General features: G+C 51.1%; 18 protein-coding genes and 1 pseudogene. 11 read left to right on the top strand and 8 right to left on the bottom strand.

The window, feature by feature from the left end; all coding sequences use genetic code 11:
- Nucleotides 1-379 precede the first annotated feature (379 nt).
- On the top strand, nucleotides 380-1,057 hold the full coding sequence (locus AC6R0S_RS04210; protein WP_500632107.1) for an SDR family oxidoreductase: 678 nt from the start codon (nucleotides 380-382) through the stop codon (nucleotides 1,055-1,057).
- Nucleotides 1,058-1,089: 32 nt separating this feature from the next.
- Here AC6R0S_RS04210 and AC6R0S_RS04215 read toward each other — a convergent pair whose 3' ends face one another.
- Entirely contained in the window at nucleotides 1,090-1,893 is an 804-nt protein-coding gene (locus AC6R0S_RS04215) for an AraC family transcriptional regulator (protein WP_334552110.1), read from the bottom strand.
- A 99-nt stretch (nucleotides 1,894-1,992) separates the two neighbouring features.
- Here AC6R0S_RS04215 and AC6R0S_RS04220 point away from each other — a divergent pair, with 99 nt between their 5' ends.
- Complete coding sequence (locus AC6R0S_RS04220) at nucleotides 1,993-2,898, top strand: DMT family transporter (RefSeq protein ID WP_500637284.1); 906 nt, start codon at nucleotides 1,993-1,995, stop codon at nucleotides 2,896-2,898.
- 182 nt (nucleotides 2,899-3,080) lie between these two features.
- Entirely contained in the window at nucleotides 3,081-3,848 is a 768-nt protein-coding gene (locus AC6R0S_RS04225; RefSeq protein WP_334552112.1) for a DeoR/GlpR family transcriptional regulator, read from the top strand.
- Between the two features lie 118 nt (nucleotides 3,849-3,966).
- On the opposite strand, the gene AC6R0S_RS04230 is transcribed toward AC6R0S_RS04225, so the two are convergent.
- Together AC6R0S_RS04230 and AC6R0S_RS04235 are read right to left on the bottom strand one after the other, a co-directional pair.
- On the bottom strand, nucleotides 3,967-4,251 hold the full coding sequence (locus AC6R0S_RS04230; protein ID WP_500637323.1) for a 2Fe-2S iron-sulfur cluster-binding protein: 285 nt from the start codon (nucleotides 4,249-4,251) through the stop codon (nucleotides 3,967-3,969).
- Nucleotides 4,246-5,115: pseudogene (locus AC6R0S_RS04235) on the bottom strand (MOSC domain-containing protein); the annotation flags it as partial. The pseudogene AC6R0S_RS04235 and the gene AC6R0S_RS04230, both read right to left, overlap by 6 nt.
- 208 nt (nucleotides 5,116-5,323) lie before the next feature.
- Here AC6R0S_RS04235 and pyrC point away from each other — a divergent pair.
- Together pyrC and AC6R0S_RS04245 are read left to right on the top strand one after the other, a co-directional pair.
- Nucleotides 5,324-6,352, top strand: coding sequence for a dihydroorotase (gene pyrC / locus AC6R0S_RS04240; RefSeq protein WP_500629144.1), 1,029 nt, complete (start codon nucleotides 5,324-5,326; stop codon nucleotides 6,350-6,352).
- A gap of 132 nt (nucleotides 6,353-6,484) precedes the next feature.
- Entirely contained in the window at nucleotides 6,485-7,636 is a 1,152-nt protein-coding gene (locus AC6R0S_RS04245; protein WP_487902219.1) for a GGDEF domain-containing protein, read from the top strand.
- 114 nt (nucleotides 7,637-7,750) lie between these two features.
- On the opposite strand, the gene AC6R0S_RS04250 is transcribed toward AC6R0S_RS04245, so the two are convergent.
- Nucleotides 7,751-7,951 (bottom strand): restriction endonuclease subunit S, encoded by a 201-nt coding sequence (locus tag AC6R0S_RS04250; RefSeq protein ID WP_334552116.1) that lies wholly within the window; start codon nucleotides 7,949-7,951, stop codon nucleotides 7,751-7,753.
- Nucleotides 7,952-8,043: 92 nt separating this feature from the next.
- The gene (locus tag AC6R0S_RS04255) at nucleotides 8,044-9,960 is read right to left on the bottom strand and encodes a methyl-accepting chemotaxis protein (RefSeq protein ID WP_500632103.1); all 1,917 of its coding nucleotides are present in this window, start codon (nucleotides 9,958-9,960) and stop codon (nucleotides 8,044-8,046) included.
- 313 nt (nucleotides 9,961-10,273) lie between these two features.
- Between AC6R0S_RS04255 and AC6R0S_RS04260 the strand changes: the two genes are divergently transcribed.
- The 6 genes from AC6R0S_RS04260 to AC6R0S_RS04285 are packed head-to-tail and all read left to right on the top strand — an operon-like array spanning nucleotide 10,274 to nucleotide 17,066.
- The gene (locus AC6R0S_RS04260) at nucleotides 10,274-11,230 is read left to right on the top strand and encodes an AAA family ATPase (RefSeq protein WP_500626746.1); all 957 of its coding nucleotides are present in this window, start codon (nucleotides 10,274-10,276) and stop codon (nucleotides 11,228-11,230) included.
- A gap of 2 nt (nucleotides 11,231-11,232) precedes the next feature.
- Nucleotides 11,233-12,177, top strand: a complete 945-nt coding sequence (locus AC6R0S_RS04265) for a DUF58 domain-containing protein (protein ID WP_500637285.1) — start codon at nucleotides 11,233-11,235, stop codon at nucleotides 12,175-12,177.
- Between the two features lies 1 nt (nucleotide 12,178).
- Nucleotides 12,179-12,664: a DUF4381 domain-containing protein gene (locus AC6R0S_RS04270; RefSeq protein WP_500632101.1), complete on the top strand. Its 486-nt coding sequence runs from the start codon at nucleotides 12,179-12,181 to the stop codon at nucleotides 12,662-12,664.
- Nucleotides 12,645-13,625, top strand: coding sequence for a vWA domain-containing protein (locus AC6R0S_RS04275; protein ID WP_500632100.1), 981 nt, complete (start codon nucleotides 12,645-12,647; stop codon nucleotides 13,623-13,625). Before AC6R0S_RS04270 ends, AC6R0S_RS04275 begins: the two co-directional genes overlap by 20 nt.
- A complete protein-coding gene (locus AC6R0S_RS04280) occupies nucleotides 13,618-15,441 on the top strand; it encodes a VWA domain-containing protein (protein WP_500632099.1) in 1,824 nt (607 codons plus the stop codon). Before AC6R0S_RS04275 ends, AC6R0S_RS04280 begins: the two co-directional genes overlap by 8 nt.
- Nucleotides 15,441-17,066, top strand: coding sequence for a protein BatD (locus AC6R0S_RS04285; RefSeq protein WP_500632098.1), 1,626 nt, complete (start codon nucleotides 15,441-15,443; stop codon nucleotides 17,064-17,066). The genes AC6R0S_RS04280 and AC6R0S_RS04285 overlap by 1 nt, the downstream gene beginning before the upstream one ends.
- 13 nt (nucleotides 17,067-17,079) lie before the next feature.
- Here the strand turns inward: AC6R0S_RS04285 and nfsA are convergent, their stop codons facing one another.
- The 3 genes from nfsA to AC6R0S_RS04300 all read right to left on the bottom strand — a co-directional run bounded on the left by nfsA (nucleotide 17,080) and on the right by AC6R0S_RS04300 (nucleotide 20,101).
- On the bottom strand, nucleotides 17,080-17,802 hold the full coding sequence (gene nfsA, locus AC6R0S_RS04290) for an oxygen-insensitive NADPH nitroreductase (protein ID WP_500637286.1): 723 nt from the start codon (nucleotides 17,800-17,802) through the stop codon (nucleotides 17,080-17,082).
- A gap of 55 nt (nucleotides 17,803-17,857) precedes the next feature.
- The gene (locus AC6R0S_RS04295; protein WP_500637287.1) at nucleotides 17,858-18,553 is read right to left on the bottom strand and encodes a flavin reductase family protein; all 696 of its coding nucleotides are present in this window, start codon (nucleotides 18,551-18,553) and stop codon (nucleotides 17,858-17,860) included.
- Between the two features lie 66 nt (nucleotides 18,554-18,619).
- A complete protein-coding gene (locus tag AC6R0S_RS04300) occupies nucleotides 18,620-20,101 on the bottom strand; it encodes a cryptochrome/deoxyribodipyrimidine photo-lyase family protein (protein ID WP_500637288.1) in 1,482 nt (493 codons plus the stop codon).
- Nucleotides 20,102-20,116: the final 15 nt, after the last annotated feature.

Consider the following 20,116-nt stretch of genomic DNA (forward strand, 5'->3'; position numbering starts at 1 on the left):
AATGAGATTGTGATAAAGATTGCATCCCGCCCTTTCAGTGATTGAGTAGAGATAGGAACTCGATAGCGTGGTGACCTTACACAATTTTGAAGTGAGATCACAGTTTAGGAAGAATAATCGATATCATTATCAACAATTATTTGGCAAACCGAGATCGCTCTTCTAGATTTACAAAACACATCTGGCGCGAAGCGTGTACAGACTAACAACGACATTGGCTAATCACATCCCCCCTCACTGAGCTCAAATTAATGCGCAGCGAGGGGGGATTTTTGTTTATGTACCCGAGTTAGTCAATTCCTGTGTATGTTGACCAATTCTTTTCACTGCGCCTCTGTTAGACTTCATCCAAACAGAGCAACACCAACATAAGGAAAGGATGATGAAGATACTGGTTACTGGCGCGAGTGGTGGAATTGGTTACGCGCTGACGCAGCAGCTCTGCGCCCAGCAGCACCAAGTGTTTGCCACCGGAAGAAATGCAGCAGCACTGGCCACCTTACAACAAGAGACCGGATGCCATGTCGCAGCGTTTGATCTTGCCGACGCCAACCAGTGCATAGCGCTATTCAAGCAAGCGACCGACACCTTAGGTGGGCTAGACGTGCTGATCAATAACGCCGGCATGAACAGCCGAAAGTGTGGCCTTGATGAGTTCACCCTAGAAGAGTTTGACCAGCAATACGCGATCAACCTACGTGCTCCCGCTCTTCTTTGCCGAGAAGCACTACCACTGATGAAAGCGCAGCAATCCGGCTACATCATTAACGTCGCCAGTACCGTGGCCAAACGCTCCAGTGAAACCATGGGGGTATATACGGCGATGAAGCAAGGATTGGCAGGTCTGACGGGCGTATTGATGAAAGAAGCGCAACCACACGGCATTAAAGTCACCAACTTATTCCCAGGTGGTACAGACACTGGATTTCGCGCTGCCAGTCGCCCTAACTATATGCAGCCCGCTAGCGTGGCACAGACCGTCCTCACTTTATTGAACCTACCCGACGATGTCGTCATTCATGAAATGGTCTTTAGACCGCCAGTGGAATTGGAGTAATCCGACCTACTTGGCTCACGCTTGCGGCTATCTTAGCCTTTGTCCGGATGAAGTAGTTTGTTCTTGTATTGCTCTGGCGTTTGGCCAGAGTACTTCTTAAACATGCCAATAAAGGGGCTGGCTTGGTTATATCCGAGCGTCAACGCCACTTCTTTCACCGAGTGACCATTACGCAGCAGTTCCATCGAATGCAAATAACGAACGCGCAATCGCCACTCGGTAAAACTCATCCCCAGCTCGGCTTGGCAGTGACGGGCTAACGTGCGTTCCGTCGTATGGACGCGCTCAGCCCATTGCGACAAGCTCGTGTTATCGATGGGGTTCTCTTCCACCGCGGCTAAAATCGGCGCCAAATATTTATGATCGCTCGAGGGCAAGAAGTGATGCTGAGTATCTCGGGTGGCTAATTGGTCAAGCAGCACCTGAACCAAGCGTTTATCCGCATCAGAATCAGCAACGTTGATATCTCGCTGACGAAAATCATCAATGATCGCGGAAACAATCGGCGTCACTTTAATCAGGCTGGTTCTATCTGGGAAATTTGTCGTCAGCGATTGCGCCACATTGAGAGAGCAGTAGGAAATAGGTTTGCGATTGTAACTGGTGTGACGAACGCCCGCAGGCACCCAAATAGCCAAATGGGGCGGAGCCAAAAAGCGCGTATCTTCGGCTTCCATCTCCAATATCCCACCACTGATCAGTTGAACTTGCCCCCAAGGGTGGCTATGCATACGCGTTTCTGTATTCGAAAGAAACGCCTCGAAATTCATAAATACGTCTGATGGTGCCTTATCAATGGATAAGGAAGGATGAAGGTGTTTTGCCGATTTTCTCAAGATTGTCTTCCTATGACGCGCAATGTCTTTATGGAGATATTTATAATTATATAGACCTGTCACACTCGGTTCCACTGATTACTTTGCGATGGGGCTCACATGAACTACTTACTTCCACTGTTTACCGTATTCATTTGGGGCGGGAATACCATCGTAACCAAACTGGCCGCCAGCCACATTGAACCCGGTGCGATGAGTTTCTATCGCTGGTTTGTTGCCGTGGTACTTCTATCGCCTTTTTGTCTTCCGAGCGTGGTGAAACAGTGGCACCACGTCAAACAACACCTGACGAAACTGGCGTTTCTTGCAATGCTGGGCATGGTGCTCAACCAGTCGCTCGGTTACTACGCAGGCTTAACAACGACCGCCTCGAACATGGCGCTCATCACCTCTTTGGTCCCGCTGCTTAGTGTGTTTCTGAGTGTCCCCTTGCTGGGTAAATCGATCTCTGCGGTGAGTATTCTCGGTGGCATACTTTCTTTAATCGGCTTGAGCTATATGTTGGGCCAAGGCGATATGACCTATTTCCTCCATCAAGATATGACGCCAGGAGACGGCTTGATGCTGTTAGCCTCACTTTGCTACGCCGCCTACTGCGTGTTGCTTAAACGTTGGAAAATGCCGCTCTCAAACTGGGTCGTCATCTATTTACAAGGCGTGTTTGCACTCATGATGCTATTTCCACTGCTCGTCACCAGCGCGTCGCCAATACCCAGTAGCGATGCTCTGCCGCTTATCGCTTACGCTGGCATCGCCGCCTCAGTGCTCGCGCCTTGGATGTGGGTCAAATCGATAGATGCGATCGGCGCAGACTCAAGCGCAATGTTTATGAACTTGTTGCCGATCTTAGCGGTGACATTGGCCTCTGTGTTACTGGGTGAAACTATGCATTTCTATCACCTTGTCGGAGGGTTGATGGTGATCACTGGGGTCATTTTGTCGCAGGTCAAACTGGGGCGTGACAAACCGCTATTGGCATCACCTGTGGCCAAAGAGACGGCCTAGTTGCACACTCCGGATGCGCGAGTCCGAGTTTTTCCGCTGAAAACTTAAACTCGTCACGCGCGTTTTTGTGAACATTTTCTGAAAACGCGCATACTTTCACTTCGAACGACCAAGTTCATTGGCTTTTCTCTGCGACTGTCCGTACACTTCTGTGTTGTACGCCATTTAATAAGGAAGTGAATTTGAAAGCATTAAAACGTCATCAAGAGATCATCGAGCTCGTTCAAACCCAAGGTTTCGTCAGTACCGAAGAGTTAGTTGAGCGTTTTGATGTCAGCCCACAAACAATTCGTCGTGACTTAAACGAGCTGGCCGAGGCGAACAAGATCCGCCGTAACCACGGTGGCGCGACCATTGTCTCAAGCTCAGAAAATTCTTCCTATCAAATCCGTCAAGTGTCTCACCAATCGGAAAAAAGCAAAGTAGCACAAGAACTTGTGACTCACATCCCTGACGGTGCCACCTTGTTTATCGACATCGGTACAACGCCTGAAGCCGTCGCACGTGCACTGATGAGCAAGCATCAAAACTTACGTATCGTCACCAACAACATCAATGTCGCCACGCTATTAATGAGCAAACCGGACTTTAAAGTCATCTTGGCAGGCGGCGAAGTACGCGGTAAGGACGGCGGTGTGACGGGTGAAGCGACACTGGATTTCATCTCCCAGTTCCGCCTCGATTTCGGCATCTTGGGCATCAGCGGAATTGACTTCGATGGCTCATTGCTGGATTTCGATTATCATGAAGTGCGCGTCAAACGCGCAATTATGGAAAATAGCCGTTGTGTCTTTCTTGGCGTCGACTCAAGTAAATTTGGCCGCAATGCGATGGTAAAACTGGGTACCTTGGCCGACATTGATTTAGTCATCACCAACGAAGCGCCGCCGGAAGAGATTGCGCTGTTTGCACAGGAAAACGACACACCGGTTATTGTTGTCAGCGGATAGTGAGAGCCCCTCTCACATCAAGGCCCCAATCGCACGGATTATATGCTGCATATTTTCCGCGCAATTGGGGCTTGTTTCATTTCGGAGATAAGGGTATCTCTTTATTTAACTGATCTATTTAGTTGATGACTTCGATATCCGATTTCGGCACACAGCAGCAAGCTAACGCTAACCCCGGTTCGTGAGCAAAGCCATGAAGTGCCGGCACATCTTCTTGGTCCACTTCGCCAGATTCCACCGTAACGCGGCACGCACCACACAGCCCAGCACGACAACTGTTTGCCATCGGGATACCCGCTTCCTCCGCTTGCTCAAGTAAGGTGCGTTGGTTATCACCACTGAAGATGTTGCCGTTGACACTGATGGTCAGCGATTTTACTGAGTCCGGCACTGGCGCTTCCACAGCAGAGAGACTCAGCTGACCTTTGTCAGCGTAGAGCTCTGGCTCTTTGTACTCCAACACTTCTATCTCATCACCTTGTCGAATCAAGCCTTCGTTCTTTGCAACCAAGTTTTGACCAAAGAACACGCCACCGCGCTCATTGGCGCGAAATTGCGATAAGGTTTGTAAAGGCTCTTTACTTCGACGAAACGCGCCTTTTTCGACTTCCACTGTAGTCAACACACAGCGCTCACAAGGCTTCACCGCTTCAAATTCAACGTCACCGATTCGAATGCGCTTCCAGCGATCTTCCTCAAAAGGCGCAGTGTTTCCCGCCACTAAGTTGGTACGAAACTGATCCATATCGTGGCGTTCAGGGCTACGGCGGTTGAGTTCATCAAGCGACGACTGACTGATAATAAGCAGCGGATAACCATCAGCGAAGCTGACATTGTGGCCCAGCTTTTCACGCACACGATTGGACTGTTCGCCGGTATAAAGCAGCTCAACCCGTTGACCAATGACTGCGCTAAACCAGTCATCGGCCTCATCCGTAGTGGTGTAGGCAGTAAATCGGTCATTCCACACTTGAGCGGACGCCGCTTGCATTTTAAAGGCGTCGTAACGTAAGCGAAGTGGCGCATGCCCCTCGGCGGTTATCGCCAGCCCATCTGCCATTAAACTGGAACGAACCATGACCATCTGCGGGAACTTGCGCGCGGTGACCATTTGACCATCGGCAGTCGCAAGCATAAAACGACGGTCAAACGTGAGGCCTTGTCTTTCCACCCACGAGGTCGAGAGAGCAATACCGCCCACCGATTTGACGGGGTAGACATTGATTTGGGAGAGTTGCGGTTGTTGTGAAGAATCTGGCGCTGACATTGCTAATCCTAAGCGTAATGATTGTCTCAGCAGTATACGCTGCAGCGCGCGGATACTTAAGGCGAAATCGGTCAAAATCCGAGAAAGTAGATGAAATCCCAGTGACTTTGCTCTATCATCCTGTCGCCTAAACGTAAGCGTTTGCCTTCACACTTTTCGCCGCGTTTAGGCTCCAATCCGATAATTCAATCTATGGTGGGAGCAATCAATGACAACACTTACGATCACACGTCCTGACGACTGGCATGTTCACTTACGCGACGGTAACGTACTCAAAGACACCGTGCGTGACATCAGTCGCTACAACGGCCGCGCGCTGATCATGCCAAACACTATCCCACCTGTGACCAACACCGAGATGGCGCTGGCTTACCGAGAGCGCATCCTGGCAGAAAAGCCAAGCGAGCAGTTCGAACCATTGATGGCGCTGTATCTGACTGACAACACCACCGCCGAGGATATCCGCCAAGCGAAAGCATCAGGCAAAGTGGTGGCAGCGAAACTCTACCCAGCGGGTGCGACCACTAACTCCGACTCTGGGGTGACCAATGCGAAAAACATCTACCCCGTGCTTGAAGCGATGCAAGAGGTGGGCATGCTGCTGTTAGTCCACGGCGAAGTGACTCATCACGAAGTGGATATTTTTGATCGTGAGAAAGCGTTCCTAGACACTGTACTTGCGCCAATCGTCAATGACTTTCCTAATCTAAAGATTGTTCTTGAGCACATCACCACTGCCGATGCCGCTGAGTTTGTGAATAACGCCAATGACAATGTCGCAGCAACGATTACCGCTCACCACCTTCTCTACAACCGCAACCATATGCTTGTCGGCGGTATTCGCCCACATTTCTACTGCCTGCCGATCCTTAAACGCAACACCCACCAAAAAGCGTTGATTGAAGCGGCTACCAGTGGCAGCAAGAAGTTCTTCTTGGGCACCGATTCGGCGCCACACGCCAAGGGCAAAAAAGAAGCAGCTTGCGGCTGTGCGGGTTCTTACACTGCACACGCAGCGTTAGAGCTCTACGCTGAAGTGTTTGAGAACGAAGGAAAACTGGACAAACTGGAAGCCTTCGCCAGCCACAACGGCCCCGATTTTTACGGCATCCCTCGCAACAGCGACACCGTCACTTTGGTGAAAGAGAGCTGGTCGGTCGAACCAACCATGCCGTTTGGTGACGACATCGTGGTTCCTATTCGTGGCGGCGAAACCATCGCTTGGCGTGTGAAATAAGCCACACCCAGCACGCGATCGAGCCATCGGGCACTTTTATTGACTAAGGCCACCGAATTCGGTGGTCTTTTTCTATTAAACACAATTATATCAACTACACTTAAACACAAATAAATCAAATGGATCATAAACTTGCCGCGTTTAGATATTCCGACCTTGTCGGTGATTTGTGTTTTTTTGTCGTTTACGTACGCGTTTGGGCTTTTGCTGATTCAGCGCCTACAGCCAAACATTAGGGGAATCAATACTATAGCGCTGGCGCTGCTTTTGCTCGGCGTTGGTTTTCTGCTGCTGAGTTTTGGTAATCACACCTCTTATTGGATCTCAAAAATCACCGCCAATTCAGCGATTGTGCTCAGCTTTGTTTTGCTGCTCCACGGCGTGTGCTTGTTGCGCAGCTTTCCTCATCGTTTGGCGAACATCGGCTACTATGGCTTGCCGTTGATCATTTTGGGGCTGACCTACTTTACCTATTTCTCCCCCTCGACTAATGTACGGATTTTTTTGGTCGCAAGCTTTATTGCATTAATGTCTTTCCTCACCTTATACGCCAACCTCAAAGGGACGCACAAAGACATCCCTGGCTCAAAACGTTTACTTTCTATTGCCATGATTATTCAAGGTGGATACAGCCTCTTTCGCGTCGCTACTCTGCCGTTCCAACAACAAATTCAGGATTTCATGCAGTCAGGCTTAGTGCACCAACTGGCATTCATCTCTCTCATTTCTATGGTGATTTTTATTGGTTTTTCGATCACTTGGCTCCTAACCGGTCGCTTGGTCGCCACCATCTACGACACATCCCTGAAAGACGACCTCACCCAACTCTATAATCGACGTGCACTGTCTGAATTAGCACCCAAAGAGTCCGCTCGAGCACGCCGTTTTCAAACCGACCTCTCTTTCGTGTTGCTGGATATTGATCGGTTTAAAGAGATCAACGATTTCTATGGCCACCAAACAGGCGATCGCGTGTTAAACAGTATCGGTCGTATTCTGCACGTGGAAACGCGCGCCAACGATTTTTGCTTTCGTTACGGCGGTGAAGAGTTCTTGCTCATTTTGCCCGAGACGTCACTTGAAGACGCTGAATTTGTCGCAGAGAAGCTGCGTCAGGTCATTGAGCGCACTCACTTGCTTCCTAAACACGATGAATTCTGCACAGCAAGCTTTGGCGTCAGCAGCCTCAACATGCATGATACTTGGAGTGAAGCGGTATCACGCGCTGACCAAGCGCTGTATGAGGCGAAAAAGGCGGGGAGAAACCAAGTCGTCGCCAGATAGTCGTTGGCGCCGCGCCCACGTCGATCAACACAACGGCCATAGGGGATAAAAAGCAAAAAAGGCTGGCAATGCCAACCTTCTCTTCTGCTTTCTTGACCAAGAAAACCAGCGCAATCAGTGAATCGGCGCGTCCGTCTTGGCGTAGAATTTTCCAAAGTACTCTTCCAATACCTCTGGAGTCAATTTACCTTCGGCTTCAAGCTCTTTCAGCTTTTGTGCGATGGCTTTTTGCTCTTCAATTGATGGCAATGCCACCTCTGGCTCATCCCCCATTTCTTGAGACATCAGCTCCAGTTCTTTTTCAACATCACTCATGATTGACATACCCTTACCAAAATAAAACTGGGGCAAGTTTACCTACTTAACCCCAGAGTTTCTAGTTTGACACGTGAAAGCGTTGAACGTCGTTATAACTTAAAGCTGCCGACCATTTTGTCCAACCGAACGGACAACTCTTTCAATTCAGTACTCGCTGCTGCCAACTCTTCCGCCGTGCTAGTGGTCACTTCATTGATGGCGTTGATCTCTTCAATATTCTGGTTGATGGTGTGCACCACGGTAGATTGCTCCTCCGTCGCTGTCGCCACTTGAGTGTTGCGATCCGAGATGTCATGGATACGCTCTGAGATACTCAGTAGCACTTTTACCGCTTCGTCCGACGCAGACACCCCTTCACCCGTGACGGATTTACCCGCCTCCATCGCCGTTACCGCGTCTTTGGCATCGCTTTGTAACTGGTTGATCATCTTTTGGATCTCTTCGGTCGAATCGGCGGTTCGACTGGCGAGGTTACGGACTTCATCCGCCACAACCGCAAAGCCTCGACCTTGCTCGCCCGCACGTGCCGCTTCAATCGCCGCATTGAGCGCCAACAAATTGGTTTGCTCGGAAATGTCGCGAATCACGTCCAAAATGGAGCCAATTTCTTGCGTTGTCGACGCCAACTGCTCCACCACTTGACCGGTATTTTCGATATCAAGCGCGAGACGACTAATGGCATCTTTCGCTTTGCTAACCACTTGTTGCCCCACTTCACTGTTGTCGGACGCTTGGGTGGCAGTTTCTGCAGCAGTGGCAGCGTTGGTGGCAATCTCACTGATGGTGGCGCCCATCTGGTTGATCGCGGTCACGACTTGTATGGTTTGATCACGCTGCACTTGACTATTGTCGTGTGTGGTATTGGCTTTGTGTGAGACCCCATCCGCCGCTGACTGAAGCGCACTACTGGTCGAGGCTACTTCTTTCATTGATTGATGAATCTTCTCAATAAAGCCGTTAAACCCTTCTGACAATTGACCGATTTCATCGCGACCTTTGATCTCGATACGTTGAGAAAGATCGCCATCACCTTTGCCCAGATCGCTAAAACGCAGTGCAATCGCACGAATCGGCTTAGCAATGCTGTTGGCCAAAAACAGCCCCATCAAAATAAACAGTGCCGCGACGACAATGGTCGTGATCAGCATTTGATGCGCCACTTTGGTCAAATCCGCGAACACTTCATCTACGGGTACCACGCCCACTACAAACCAATCCATGACCGGAATATAAGTGGAAGAAACAAAGACGTTTTGGCCGTTGTAATTCGCTTGGACAAGGTTAAAGTCTGACTTATCCAATAGATCAGACGCGTTGCTACCATAGAGTTGCGCCAATGTCGCTTTTGATTGGCTTTGGTCGCGGTGGATTTGTACTTCACCTTTGGCGTTGGTTAAAAAGACAAAGCCGGTTTGCTCAATCTTGAATCCATTCAGTAGCTTCACCATATCATCCATTGATTTTGACACCCCTGACATGGAGAACCCGTCGACTTGCTGGAAGTTAGCGAACATCTTCACTTCACCGCTGGCCTCTTGGAACATGCTGACCATAGTCGCATTGCCTGACTGCGTGAAGCCAAAGAACCAACCATCCTGCTGCTTGTTAAGCTCACGTAGGAAGCCATTTTGGTTCCAGTAGTAGGCGGTCTCTCGGTTGGCCACTGACGCATCGTTGAGCTTGTACTGCGTGCGGACGTTATTTAGTGACTTCACCAAAAGACGCTCGCTATCGGCATCGATATTACGAGTGTTGATCGCTTGCTGGGTGAACTCATTGTTGGCGATCTGTTGTGCTGCCATCAACAACTGGGTCACTTCGTTGTCGATTTCTCCTTTGATTTTTTCCAGCATGGTTGGCAACTCAATATCGATCAAGCGATGCTCTAATACTGCTCTCGCTTGACGTTGAGCCATCACGCCGACAATGATGGTAGACGCCAGTACCGCAAAGGTAATCCCTGCGACCACTTTCTGTTTAATACTAATGGAGTTCAAATTTATCATGCTGATCCTAGCCCTATTGCACAAACAAGCACATCCCGCGACAGACTGCTTTCACAGAGTCTAAGCCATCGAGTGTGCTATTCACTTTACTTATATCGTAAGGTTTAAGCATTACTTTACCTCTTTCATTTAGACTAGCTCACACTTTGGTTGTATTTCCACAATGTCTTATGCCCATTGGCAAAATTTTGGTCAATTGACCGGGGAAAGAGTTGTATCTCGAGGGAAAATACCCATATTCTAATTGTTCTCAATATCAGAGACTTAACCTGCGCTATCGCCTATGGCGAGAACTCATGGAGAGATACGGCTCATGCACACTCACGCTCTATCACAGCTGCAACACTATTTGAACGGTCAAGTGATTGGTCAAAGTGAATTGGTCAAGCAATTGCTTGTTGCACTCTTGGCTGACGGCCACATCCTTGTCGAAGGACCACCGGGGCTTGCTAAAACACGCGCGGTAAAAGCCCTAGCCGATTGCATTGAAGGCAGCTTCCATCGCGTGCAGTTTACACCGGATTTATTGCCGGCGGATTTGACAGGAACCGACATATTTAGACCAGAAACCGGGGAATTTCGCTTCCAACCGGGCCCGATTTTCCATTCGTTGCTGCTCGCTGATGAGATCAACCGTGCCCCCGCCAAAGTGCAAGCCGCAATGCTAGAAGCCATGGCAGAAAAGCAAATTACTGCCGGCAAACAAACCTACCCGCTGCCCGAGCTGTTTTTGGTGATGGCGACACAAAACCCGATAGAGCAAGAAGGTACCTACCCCTTACCTGAAGCTCAGCTTGATCGCTTTTTGCTCCACCTTAACGTCAGCTACCCTGACGCCGACAGTGAGCTCGCGATCCTGCGCTTAAACCGCGGTGAAGCCAAAGGCGAAGTCGGCGCGCAGAAACCGCAACTCTCGCAACACGATATTTTCACCGCCAGACAAGAAGTGCTCAACGTACATATGGCTGAGAGCGTCGAGCAGTACATCATCCGATTGGTGATGGCGACCCGCGAGCCCGAGCAGTACGACGACAACCTTGCAACGATGCTGGAGATGGGCGTCAGCCCGCGCGCCACCATCGCACTGGATCGATGCGCACGCGCTCACGCTTGGTTGGCCGGGCGAGATTTTGTTACGCCAGAAGACGTCCAAGCAATGGCCTACCCTGTGCTAAGACATCGACTACTGCTGACCTACCAAGCCCAAGCAGAAGGCATCAGCCGCGATCACGTGGTCTCTACCTTGCTCTCTCTGGTCGGTAGCGCATAAACATGGCCATAGAAAATACCGTCCTCCCTACGCCGACACTGCCGCCTCATAGTGATGGTGTGAACCTCACCATGAAGGAGTTGCTTCATCTTAAGCAGCACGCGGTGAAATGGCTGCCACCAGCCAAAAGTTTGTGGTCACAAATGGCAGGGCAACACCAAAGTCGCCAACTTGGCCGCGGGATGGATTTCAGTGAAGTACGACAATATCAACATGGCGATGACATTCGAAGCATCGACTGGCGCGTCACGGCGCGCACAGGCAAGCCACACACCAAACTGTTTAGTGAAGAACGCGAAAAGCCGGTTATCGTCTATGTCGACTTCAGTCCGAGCATGAGGTTCGGCTCAACGTTGTTACTAAAGTCGGTGCAAGCGGCGCATTTTGCCGCGCTCACCGGGTGGATAGCCACCGAAGGGCAAGATAGAATCGGCGCCGTCATCGATACCGGCTCAACACTGACTGACCTCAAGCCCCTTCCAAGGCAGCGAGGGGCGTTGGCACTCAATCACGCTTTGGTCAATGAACACCAAAAAGCGCTGATGAACCATCACGTCACGCAAAACAGCTCGATGGCACCCGCGCTGGAAGCACTCAACCGTCTCTGTCCCAAGGGCAGCGATATTATCTTACTGAGCGATTTCACCCGACTGACAGAACAAGATGAGATCACCCTATCTGGGCTCAACACCCACAATCGCGTGCGCATCGTGCAGTTGTGGGATCCTCTAGAGCAAGGCGTCACTGATTTTCGCGGCTGCGAACAGGTGACGGATCGTCAGCATACCCAATGGATTGATTTTGGAAAAAAAACAACGCGAAAAAACATTGAAGCCGCCTTTAAAGCCAAGCAAAATCAGCTTTCTAGGCTCTCGCTTAAACTAGGAATGAGCGTCAGCGCACTCTCTAGTGCACAACCACTACAACAACAATTACACGGATTTTAGAATGAGCTCGAACAGTCAATCTTCATTGCTGCCGCTAGACCCTATGATATTACCCTCGCCACCAAGTTGGCTACCGCTTACCTGGGCATGGTGGGCGAGTATCGCCGCCGGTATCATGACGCTGCTCGCTATTTGGGGCTTCACCCACTGGAAGAAAAAACGCCTTGCACCGAAAAAAGCCGCCCTACGCATTTTGAAACAAGGCAGCACACCTTCATCAGCGATTGAGTTGGTTCGCCAATCGGCGTTGTGCTATTTCCCACGCGAAGAGATCGCTCAGCTAACAGGAAAAGAGTGGTATCTATTTTTGGATGAGCAATTGAGCACCCCGCTCTTTGCCGACAATTACGATAAATGGCAACATGCACTCTACAGCAAGCAACACAATGATGAGTCTCAGGCGTTGATCGAACACTGCGCCCATTGGATAGAGCACGCGCTGCCACCGAAGAAACGGAGGAAATCTCGTGGCCCTGTTCGAGGCTGATTGGCAACTGCTGTGGTGGTGGGTGCTGTTTGCACTGCCGCTGCCCTTGTTGGTTTACCGCTTCGCTCCTGCCAGCGCGCAGCGAACGCCGCTCTATCTGCCCATTTTACCTCAGGGCGCAGCCCAGGCTACGCCGAATTTGCGCGTCACACGTCTGCTCCTCTCACTCACTTGGCTACTCCTGTTACTCGCGGCGGCGAGACCGGTGTGGTTTGGCGATCCCGTCACAATACAGCCGAAACACCGTGACTTAATGTTAGTGCTCGATCTCTCTTATTCGATGAGCCAGCAAGACATGCTTCAAGGGGACGACTACATTGATCGGCTGAGCGCAGTCAAACAGGTGGTCAATGATTTTGTCGCCAAACGGGAAGGCGATAGGATCGGCGTGGTGCTGTTTGCTGATCACGCCTATCTGCAAACGCCACTGACCCTAGACAGACGTACCGTCGCCAAACAAGTGGATCAATTGGTTTTGCGCTTAATCGGTGAAAAAACCGCCATCGGTGAAGGAATTGGCCTTGCGACCAAAACCTTTATCGACAGTGATGCGCCGCAGCGCGTGATGATCCTCCTCAGTGATGGTTCGAACACCTCGGGCGTTCTTAATCCTCTTGAAGCCGCAGACATTGCCAAGCAATATGGCGCGACCATCTATACGGTCGGTGTCGGCGCCGGTGAAATGGTCGTCAAAGAGTTCTTTATGAGCCGTAAAGTCAATACCGCCCATGATCTCGATGAACGGACCTTGATGGCAATCGCTGAGACAACCGGCGGGCAGTACTTTCGGGCCAGAAACGCCGATGAGCTCGCCACCATCTACGACACCATTAATGCGCTTGAGCCTGTCTCGTTGGCAACGCAAGTCTGGCGCCCTCAAACTGAATGGTTTTATGTCCCGCTCACGCTCGCCCTTCTCACCCTACTCGGCCTGATTATCGTGCGGAGGCATCATGTCTGACTTTACGCTACTCTACCCGATGTGGTTGTGGGCACTGCTGCCCACCTATGCATTGCTGTACTGGCTCAGCAAACGTCAAAAGAGCCATACGCTCATTGCGCCGCACATTGCTGCCGCGCTTGGTATGAGCTCATCACAGCCCACTCATCGACTATTGCCACTGCTAGGCGCAATGCTGACGCTTGCCATCGTTGCGCTATCCGGGCCAAGTTTTAGCCAAGCAGAGCGACCGGCGTTTTCCAGCACCGAAGCGCGAGTGATAGTGATGGACATGTCGATGTCCATGTACGCCAATGACATCAAACCCAATCGTTTGAGCCAAGCCAGATACAAGGTGTCGGATTTATTGGCCCAATGGCAAGAGGGTGACACCGCGCTGATTGCTTACGCCGGGGACGCGTATGTGGTAAGCCCGCTCACCTCAGACAGCCAAACCATGCTCAACCTGCTGCCAAATCTTTCACCTGACATCATGCCCTACCCGGGCGCTCGGGCAGACAAAGGTATCGAACTAGCGATTGAGTTGATGAAAAATGCGGGCTTAGATCGCGGCCATATCTTGCTTGTTAGTGATGATCTGGATGATGACGAGCAAACACGCAGCGCCGAGCTGATCGATTCTGGTGCTTGGTCGCTGTCGGTCTTGGCTATTGGTACTGAAAGCGGCGCGCCAATCCCTTTGCAAGATGGGCAATTGCTGACGCATAACGGCCAAACGGTGGTCGCGAAAAGCAATTTTGATAATATGCGCCGCTTGGCGTCCACCAGCGGAGGTATTTTTGTGCCCGTTCAGGTGACAAACGACGACATCAACCTCATTCACCGCGTGATGAATCAAACCGACCAAGCCACTCGCGCCGTCAGTCATCAATCGGTCAGCAATCAGGTCAACCAAGGCTATTGGCTGCTGCCACTCATCGTGCTGCTCTCGCTTCTACTGTTTCGCCGTGGCGTCTTGCTGTCGGCGCTGCTAGTGCCGCTGCTCTGGCTCTCGCCCAGTCAGGAGGTTGCCGCTAACCCGTTTAAACCTCAAGATCTCCAAGCGTATGAAGATTATCTCTCGGGTAACTACTCAGCCGCCGCCGAGAAGTTTAACGATGCGCAATGGCAAGGCTTGGCACACTATCAAGCGGGCGATTTTGACGCCGCCATTGAAAACCTAAGCGGCGCAAAAACGGCCAACCAGCACTACAACCTCGCCAATGCACTCGCACAAAGCGGTCAATATTCCGCCGCCATTGAGCACTATGAGCAAACGTTGGCGCTTAACCCAGAGCTCTCATCGGCAAGCCACAACAAAGCGATTGTGGAACAAGCGCTACAACAGCAGCAACAGCGGGGTGAATCAGGTGAGCAATCTGAACAAGCCGCGTCTCAGCCTAATTCCCAATCTGGTAAAAACTCTCAAGGCAACGCTAGCGCGCAGCCCGAGCAACAAGACGAAGCACCGCGCCCAAACAATGAACCTCAGCAAAGCCAAGAGAGCAATCCTTCGCAGCCGTCTACGTCCGAGGCACCTTCTACTTCTGAGAACTCTTCTAGTTCAGAGCAATCTTCAACTACAGAGCAATCCACGACTTCTGAACAAGACTCGATGTCAGAGCAAGAGAGAGGTTCGCAGGAGGCAAACGACCAAACTGAGCCGCCTAACACATCGGCAACACTCGGCGACACCAAGACCAACGAGATCGATCCCGCGCTGCGTAAACTTGAGCAAGTCGAAGCCGCACGCGATCCTAGCCGCCTATTGCGCGCGCAACTGCTGTTGCAAGCGCAGCAAAAGTCTCCCCCAGCATCAACAGGAAAAACATGGTAATGACAGCGTTTCGATCCCTTTTTATCTTTTTTTTCCTTTGGTCTAGCGCCATCAGCGCCGCCACGCTTCAGGTCACCGTGAGTAAAAATCGGGTCGTGAAAAATGAGGTATTCCAACTGCGTGTGGTACTGGATCAAAAAGCCGAATCGGATGACATTGATTTTAATCTGCTTAGCGATGACTTTTATCTAGGGCGACCAAGCTTTGGCTCCTCGCTCAACATCATCAATGGCAACCGTTCAACACGCAGCGAATGGAATCTCTCACTGGCTGCCAGTCGCATTGGCACCGCAGTGATCCCCGCTTTTGAGGTCGGCGGTGCGCGCTCTGAGCCGATTGAGATCACCGTCTTGGCCGATCAAAATCCGCCACAAGTCTCGGATTTAATTGAAATCCAATCCACATTAAGCAAAGAGACACTCTATCCAGGTGAAAGTGCCACCTTGCGCACTAGGCTCATCGTCAAGGCCAATCCGCGTCGACTACAAAATCCGCAGGTTATCGCCCCTCAAGCTCAAGGGCTGACGCTCTCGCCGCTTGGAGAACCCAACCAATACCAAAGTGTGATGGATGGATTAGAGGTCACCCTTGTCGATCAAGACTATCGAGTCACGGCGACCACACCGGGTGCACAAACACTGCACAGTATTGGCTTTCGCGGTAGTATCGTCTACGGCAGTGATCGTGACGGGAGTACCCGCCTGATTGATGCCAGCACTGCTGCGAAGGGCTACGCCATCACCGTATTGGATAAACCAAGCGACTATCAAGGCACTTGGCTACCTGCCTCGGAGCTGACGCTGCGTCAGCAGTGGCAATCATCACAAGGTGAGCTCGGTGAGACAACGAACCGCTTAGAGTTAGGCGATTCCATCACGCGAACCTTCACCCTTGAGATCTCTGGGATCAGTGCTGAGCAGTTACCCAGCCTGTCCATAACCTACCCATCGTCTGTGCGCCAATACGCCGAAAAACCGCAGGTAAGCGAACCACAACCAGGTGTCGTTCGCATGGAGTTAAAACAAGTATTGATCCCTCAACTGACCGGAGAGATCACTCTACCTGAGGTCATCGTGGATTGGTGGGACACCACCACACAGACCCAGCGCCAAGCAATCGTTGATGGTTTGACGCTGAGCATCAAGCCTGCCGTCACAAGCCATACCTCTACTGCGCCCTCAATTACCGCTGCGGCGCCCGTCGAGACTGTCCCACCCACTGCCACCATTGAGCGTGGTTTTTGGCCTTTGCTGAGCGCGCTACTCGCGCTGGGTTGGTTGATTACCCTTGGGCTGTGGTGGCGCACCAAACGCGCGCTTCACACGCTGACCACTGAGCAACAAAACCGTGAACCCACGCTAAACAGCGCTGGTTCGTTGATTGAGGCGCTGCGCCAACAAGACTATGTGCAAGCCAACCGTCTGGCAGCGATCTGGTTGGATGAAGTGTCGATGTCAGAAGAGTTGCGGGCATCTATCCACGCCGAGTTGGAGGCGATGAACCGCAGTCAGTTTTCACCAAAAACCAGTGCTTGGTCGAGCTCAACCTTGATCGCACTGGTTAAAAAAGCCAACAGAAGAAACAACAGCGGCAAACCGAAAGGTTCGCCGCTCGCTAAGCTCTGAGGTGGATAAAGGGTTAGCGCTTTGCCAATCCTTTACTATTCAAGTAACCCAAGATGTGCGGGCGAGATTCGCCCGACAATTTGGCCGTCACTTGCTCTGACCAACCACTCTGCTTGTTGTTGCTAGAGCGCTGTTGATAATAGGTGTGCATGGTCTCATCGTAGTGTGCAACGGCCTGTTTATCGAGCGGGTGATAGTGATTTTGATGGACAATCACCTCTAGCGGCAATCTCGGTTTTAGATCTGGGTCTTGAGCGGGATGCCCAAGGCACATGCCAAATAACACCGCGCAGTGCTGTGGTAAACCCAACAAATCGTCTACCTCAGCCGCGCGATTACGCAAACCACCAATGTAAACGCCACCGAGCCCCATCGACTCTGCCGCTACCAAACAGTTTTGCGCCATAATGCCCGCATCGACAGCACCGATTAACGTTAGCTCGGTAAAATCTGCCTGCACATTTGGGTTGAGTTCCACATGGCGCTGGTAGTCGATACAGAACACGAGAAACTCGGCCGCACTCGCCACATAAGACTGATGGCCGGCAAATTCGGCCAGACGTGCCCGCTTGCCAGGGTCTGTCACACGAATCACTGAGACCACCTGTAACAAGCTCGATGATGATGCCGCTAATCCCGCTTTGAGCACAGTGTCAAGCTGATCAGGGCCAATCGCCTCAGACGTAAACTGACGAATGGAGCGGTGATTCAATAACGTGTCTATGGTGCTGTTCATGGCAAATCCTTGAGTATCACAACATGAAGAATCAACACCTTATAGTGCTTTGGCGTTAGGGTAAACCCTCTTCGCTGTATAGCGCTTGCCATAAGGAGGGTTCGCCCTCTAGGGTAAGGGGGTGAAGCGGTTGGTCTGGTTTTGCATAACTCAATCGATGGACTCTCTGCGTGACGTGGTAACTATCCAAACCCGAGATGGTCACGGTTTCCAATTGCTCGTGGTCAAGATACCCATCGGACATCACTGCCTGCTCCGGCAGCAATAATCTGACCACTTCACCAATCAACATTTCTGTTTGATTGCTTTGAATCACCATATGCTCAACCAATTTTAATCCGATTTTTATTGGACTTTCGAGTACGAAGGGCGCTGCGAAATCGTCATGGTAATAGCGAGTCAGCCCCGTTTCATCGAACTCGCTTACGTCACTAGGATAACGCGCTGAGGTTTGATGGGCCTGCAGTGCCCACTCGCGTGACACTGAGTTGATGGTAAACACACCCGTGGTGAGGATGTTAGTTAAGCTGTCGCGTTGCGCAGGTCTTGGCCTCGACACAAAACCAAGTAGCGGCGGGTTAGAGCCAAAATGAATCACCGAGCTGAAAATAGCAAGATTGTCGTTCCCCTGCCCATCCGTGGAGCCAATCAGATTAGCGCTCTTAAAACCTGTCAAGGAATTGATTAACCGAGCACGGCTACGCGGCGCCATTTGGTCAATATCGTCTGCGCTCCACTCTTTCTCTATCATGCTTGTTCTACCTGCGTGTCATCGACATTACTGATGGCGATTCGTACGCGGTCAACTCGCTATCGATCACCGCGCGTTGACTGTTGACGAAGCACGAACATGAGTGGCAAGCACCTTACGTCCCTCACGTTTAACATCTAAACGCTTTTTCCAACCCCATAAACGCTCTCGCGCTTCACTAGCCGCAGCATCGAGATCAATCACTGGCCTGAGATAAGGGCTCTCTTGGGGCAGCTGATACAACGCGGCTTCCATTGCACTCATGGTCCACGGTTTGAACAGCAGCGGTGTAGGCACCTCTGAAAGCTCAGGTATCCACTGGTAGATAAATTTTCCGTCGCTATCGTGCTCCTGCGCCTGTTTGACCGGGTTGTAAATGCGAATGGTATTGGTGCCTGTGACACTGGCTTGCATTTGAAACTGGGGATAATGAATACCCGGTTCAAAGTCGAGAAACAGCTGCGCCAAATGGTCAGCGCCCAAGCGCCAATCGATGTTCATGTGATGCGTCAACACACTGACCAACATCGCGCGCATACGAAAGTTCAAGTACCCTGTACGATGCAAACAACGCATACTGGCATCCACCAAGGGTATTCCGGTTCGCCCTTCTTTCCATGCATTGAGTTTTGTTGTGCTTTCCACGCACTCTCTGGCCAACAAGGCATCATACGCCCTATTGACGCAAACAAACTCCATCTCACACTGAGACTCAAACTTTTGCATGAAATGGCAATGCCAATGTAGCCGCGAAGAGAAGGCGACCATGCTTCGCCTCAACCCGGGACTATGCCAATGAGCCAGCAGTGCTTGATAGACTTCGCGCAACGACAGATTTCCCCAAGCCAGATAAGGTGACAATCGACTGCACGCATGTCGAGCAGCCGTAGGGCTTGAGATACTTCGATAATAAGAAATCGCTCGGCGATCAAAAAAATCTTCTAATGTACGCCACGCCATCGTCACGCCACCGGTTTGAAAGCCACTCACTTTTTGTTGCCAAGCCTCAGGGGGATCCACACGCCATTGCTGGCAGCGTTGATCGAGTTGAGCGATATTGCCGTCGGAAAGCGGCACAGATTCAATCGATGTGCGCATTACGGATGACCAATGTTGATCCCAACCGTCTCGATTCTTCGCTCCCCTAATCACTGCGCCCATCGGCGATTCAAACCAAGCAATCTCTTTTTGTTTGAACCATTGGCTCATGCGCCGATCTCGTTGGAAAGTCACATCTAAACCAATTTCTTGATGGGAGTAAACGGCGGCAATGATGTAACACTCCGCCAACGCCTCGAAACACGCTTCTGCTGAACCTTGCAGGCAGTGAACCTCACCCTCAAAGGGGGCCAGTCGCTGATTGAGATCTTGTAGTGACTGCCACACAAAGCGCCAATGCCGCTCACTGTAGTGGGGATTGCCGAGCAACTCTGGCTCAAATAGACACAAAAGTAATGTCGGTCTTCCTGTCTTTAAAGCGCGATTAAGTGGCTCATGATCGCTCAGCCGAAAATCGCGCTTAAACCAGACGACGTTGATAGATTGCATGTGTACTCCTCATTG

The sequence above is a fragment of the Vibrio sp. R15-SG3-ISO1B genome, from assembly GCF_059833835.1.

Excerpts from the sequence above, each read along its gene's own strand:
- AC6R0S_RS04210 (WP_500632107.1), top strand. The coding sequence starts at position 380 with ATGATGAAGATACTGGTTACTGGCGCGAGTGGTGGAATTGGTTACGCG.
- AC6R0S_RS04220 (WP_500637284.1), top strand. The coding sequence starts at position 1,993 with ATGAACTACTTACTTCCACTGTTTACCGTATTCATTTGGGGCGGGAAT.
- pyrC (WP_500629144.1), top strand. The coding sequence starts at position 5,324 with ATGACAACACTTACGATCACACGTCCTGACGACTGGCATGTTCACTTA.
- AC6R0S_RS04250 (WP_334552116.1), bottom strand. The coding sequence starts at position 7,951 with ATGAGTGATGTTGAAAAAGAACTGGAGCTGATGTCTCAAGAAATGGGG.
- AC6R0S_RS04255 (WP_500632103.1), bottom strand. The coding sequence starts at position 9,960 with ATGATAAATTTGAACTCCATTAGTATTAAACAGAAAGTGGTCGCAGGG.
- AC6R0S_RS04260 (WP_500626746.1), top strand. The coding sequence starts at position 10,274 with ATGCACACTCACGCTCTATCACAGCTGCAACACTATTTGAACGGTCAA.
- AC6R0S_RS04265 (WP_500637285.1), top strand. The coding sequence starts at position 11,233 with ATGGCCATAGAAAATACCGTCCTCCCTACGCCGACACTGCCGCCTCAT.
- AC6R0S_RS04270 (WP_500632101.1), top strand. The coding sequence starts at position 12,179 with ATGAGCTCGAACAGTCAATCTTCATTGCTGCCGCTAGACCCTATGATA.
- AC6R0S_RS04280 (WP_500632099.1), top strand. The coding sequence starts at position 13,618 with ATGTCTGACTTTACGCTACTCTACCCGATGTGGTTGTGGGCACTGCTG.
- AC6R0S_RS04285 (WP_500632098.1), top strand. The coding sequence starts at position 15,441 with ATGACAGCGTTTCGATCCCTTTTTATCTTTTTTTTCCTTTGGTCTAGC.
- nfsA (WP_500637286.1), bottom strand. The coding sequence starts at position 17,802 with ATGAACAGCACCATAGACACGTTATTGAATCACCGCTCCATTCGTCAG.
- AC6R0S_RS04295 (WP_500637287.1), bottom strand. The coding sequence starts at position 18,553 with ATGATAGAGAAAGAGTGGAGCGCAGACGATATTGACCAAATGGCGCCG.
- AC6R0S_RS04300 (WP_500637288.1), bottom strand. The coding sequence starts at position 20,101 with ATGCAATCTATCAACGTCGTCTGGTTTAAGCGCGATTTTCGGCTGAGC.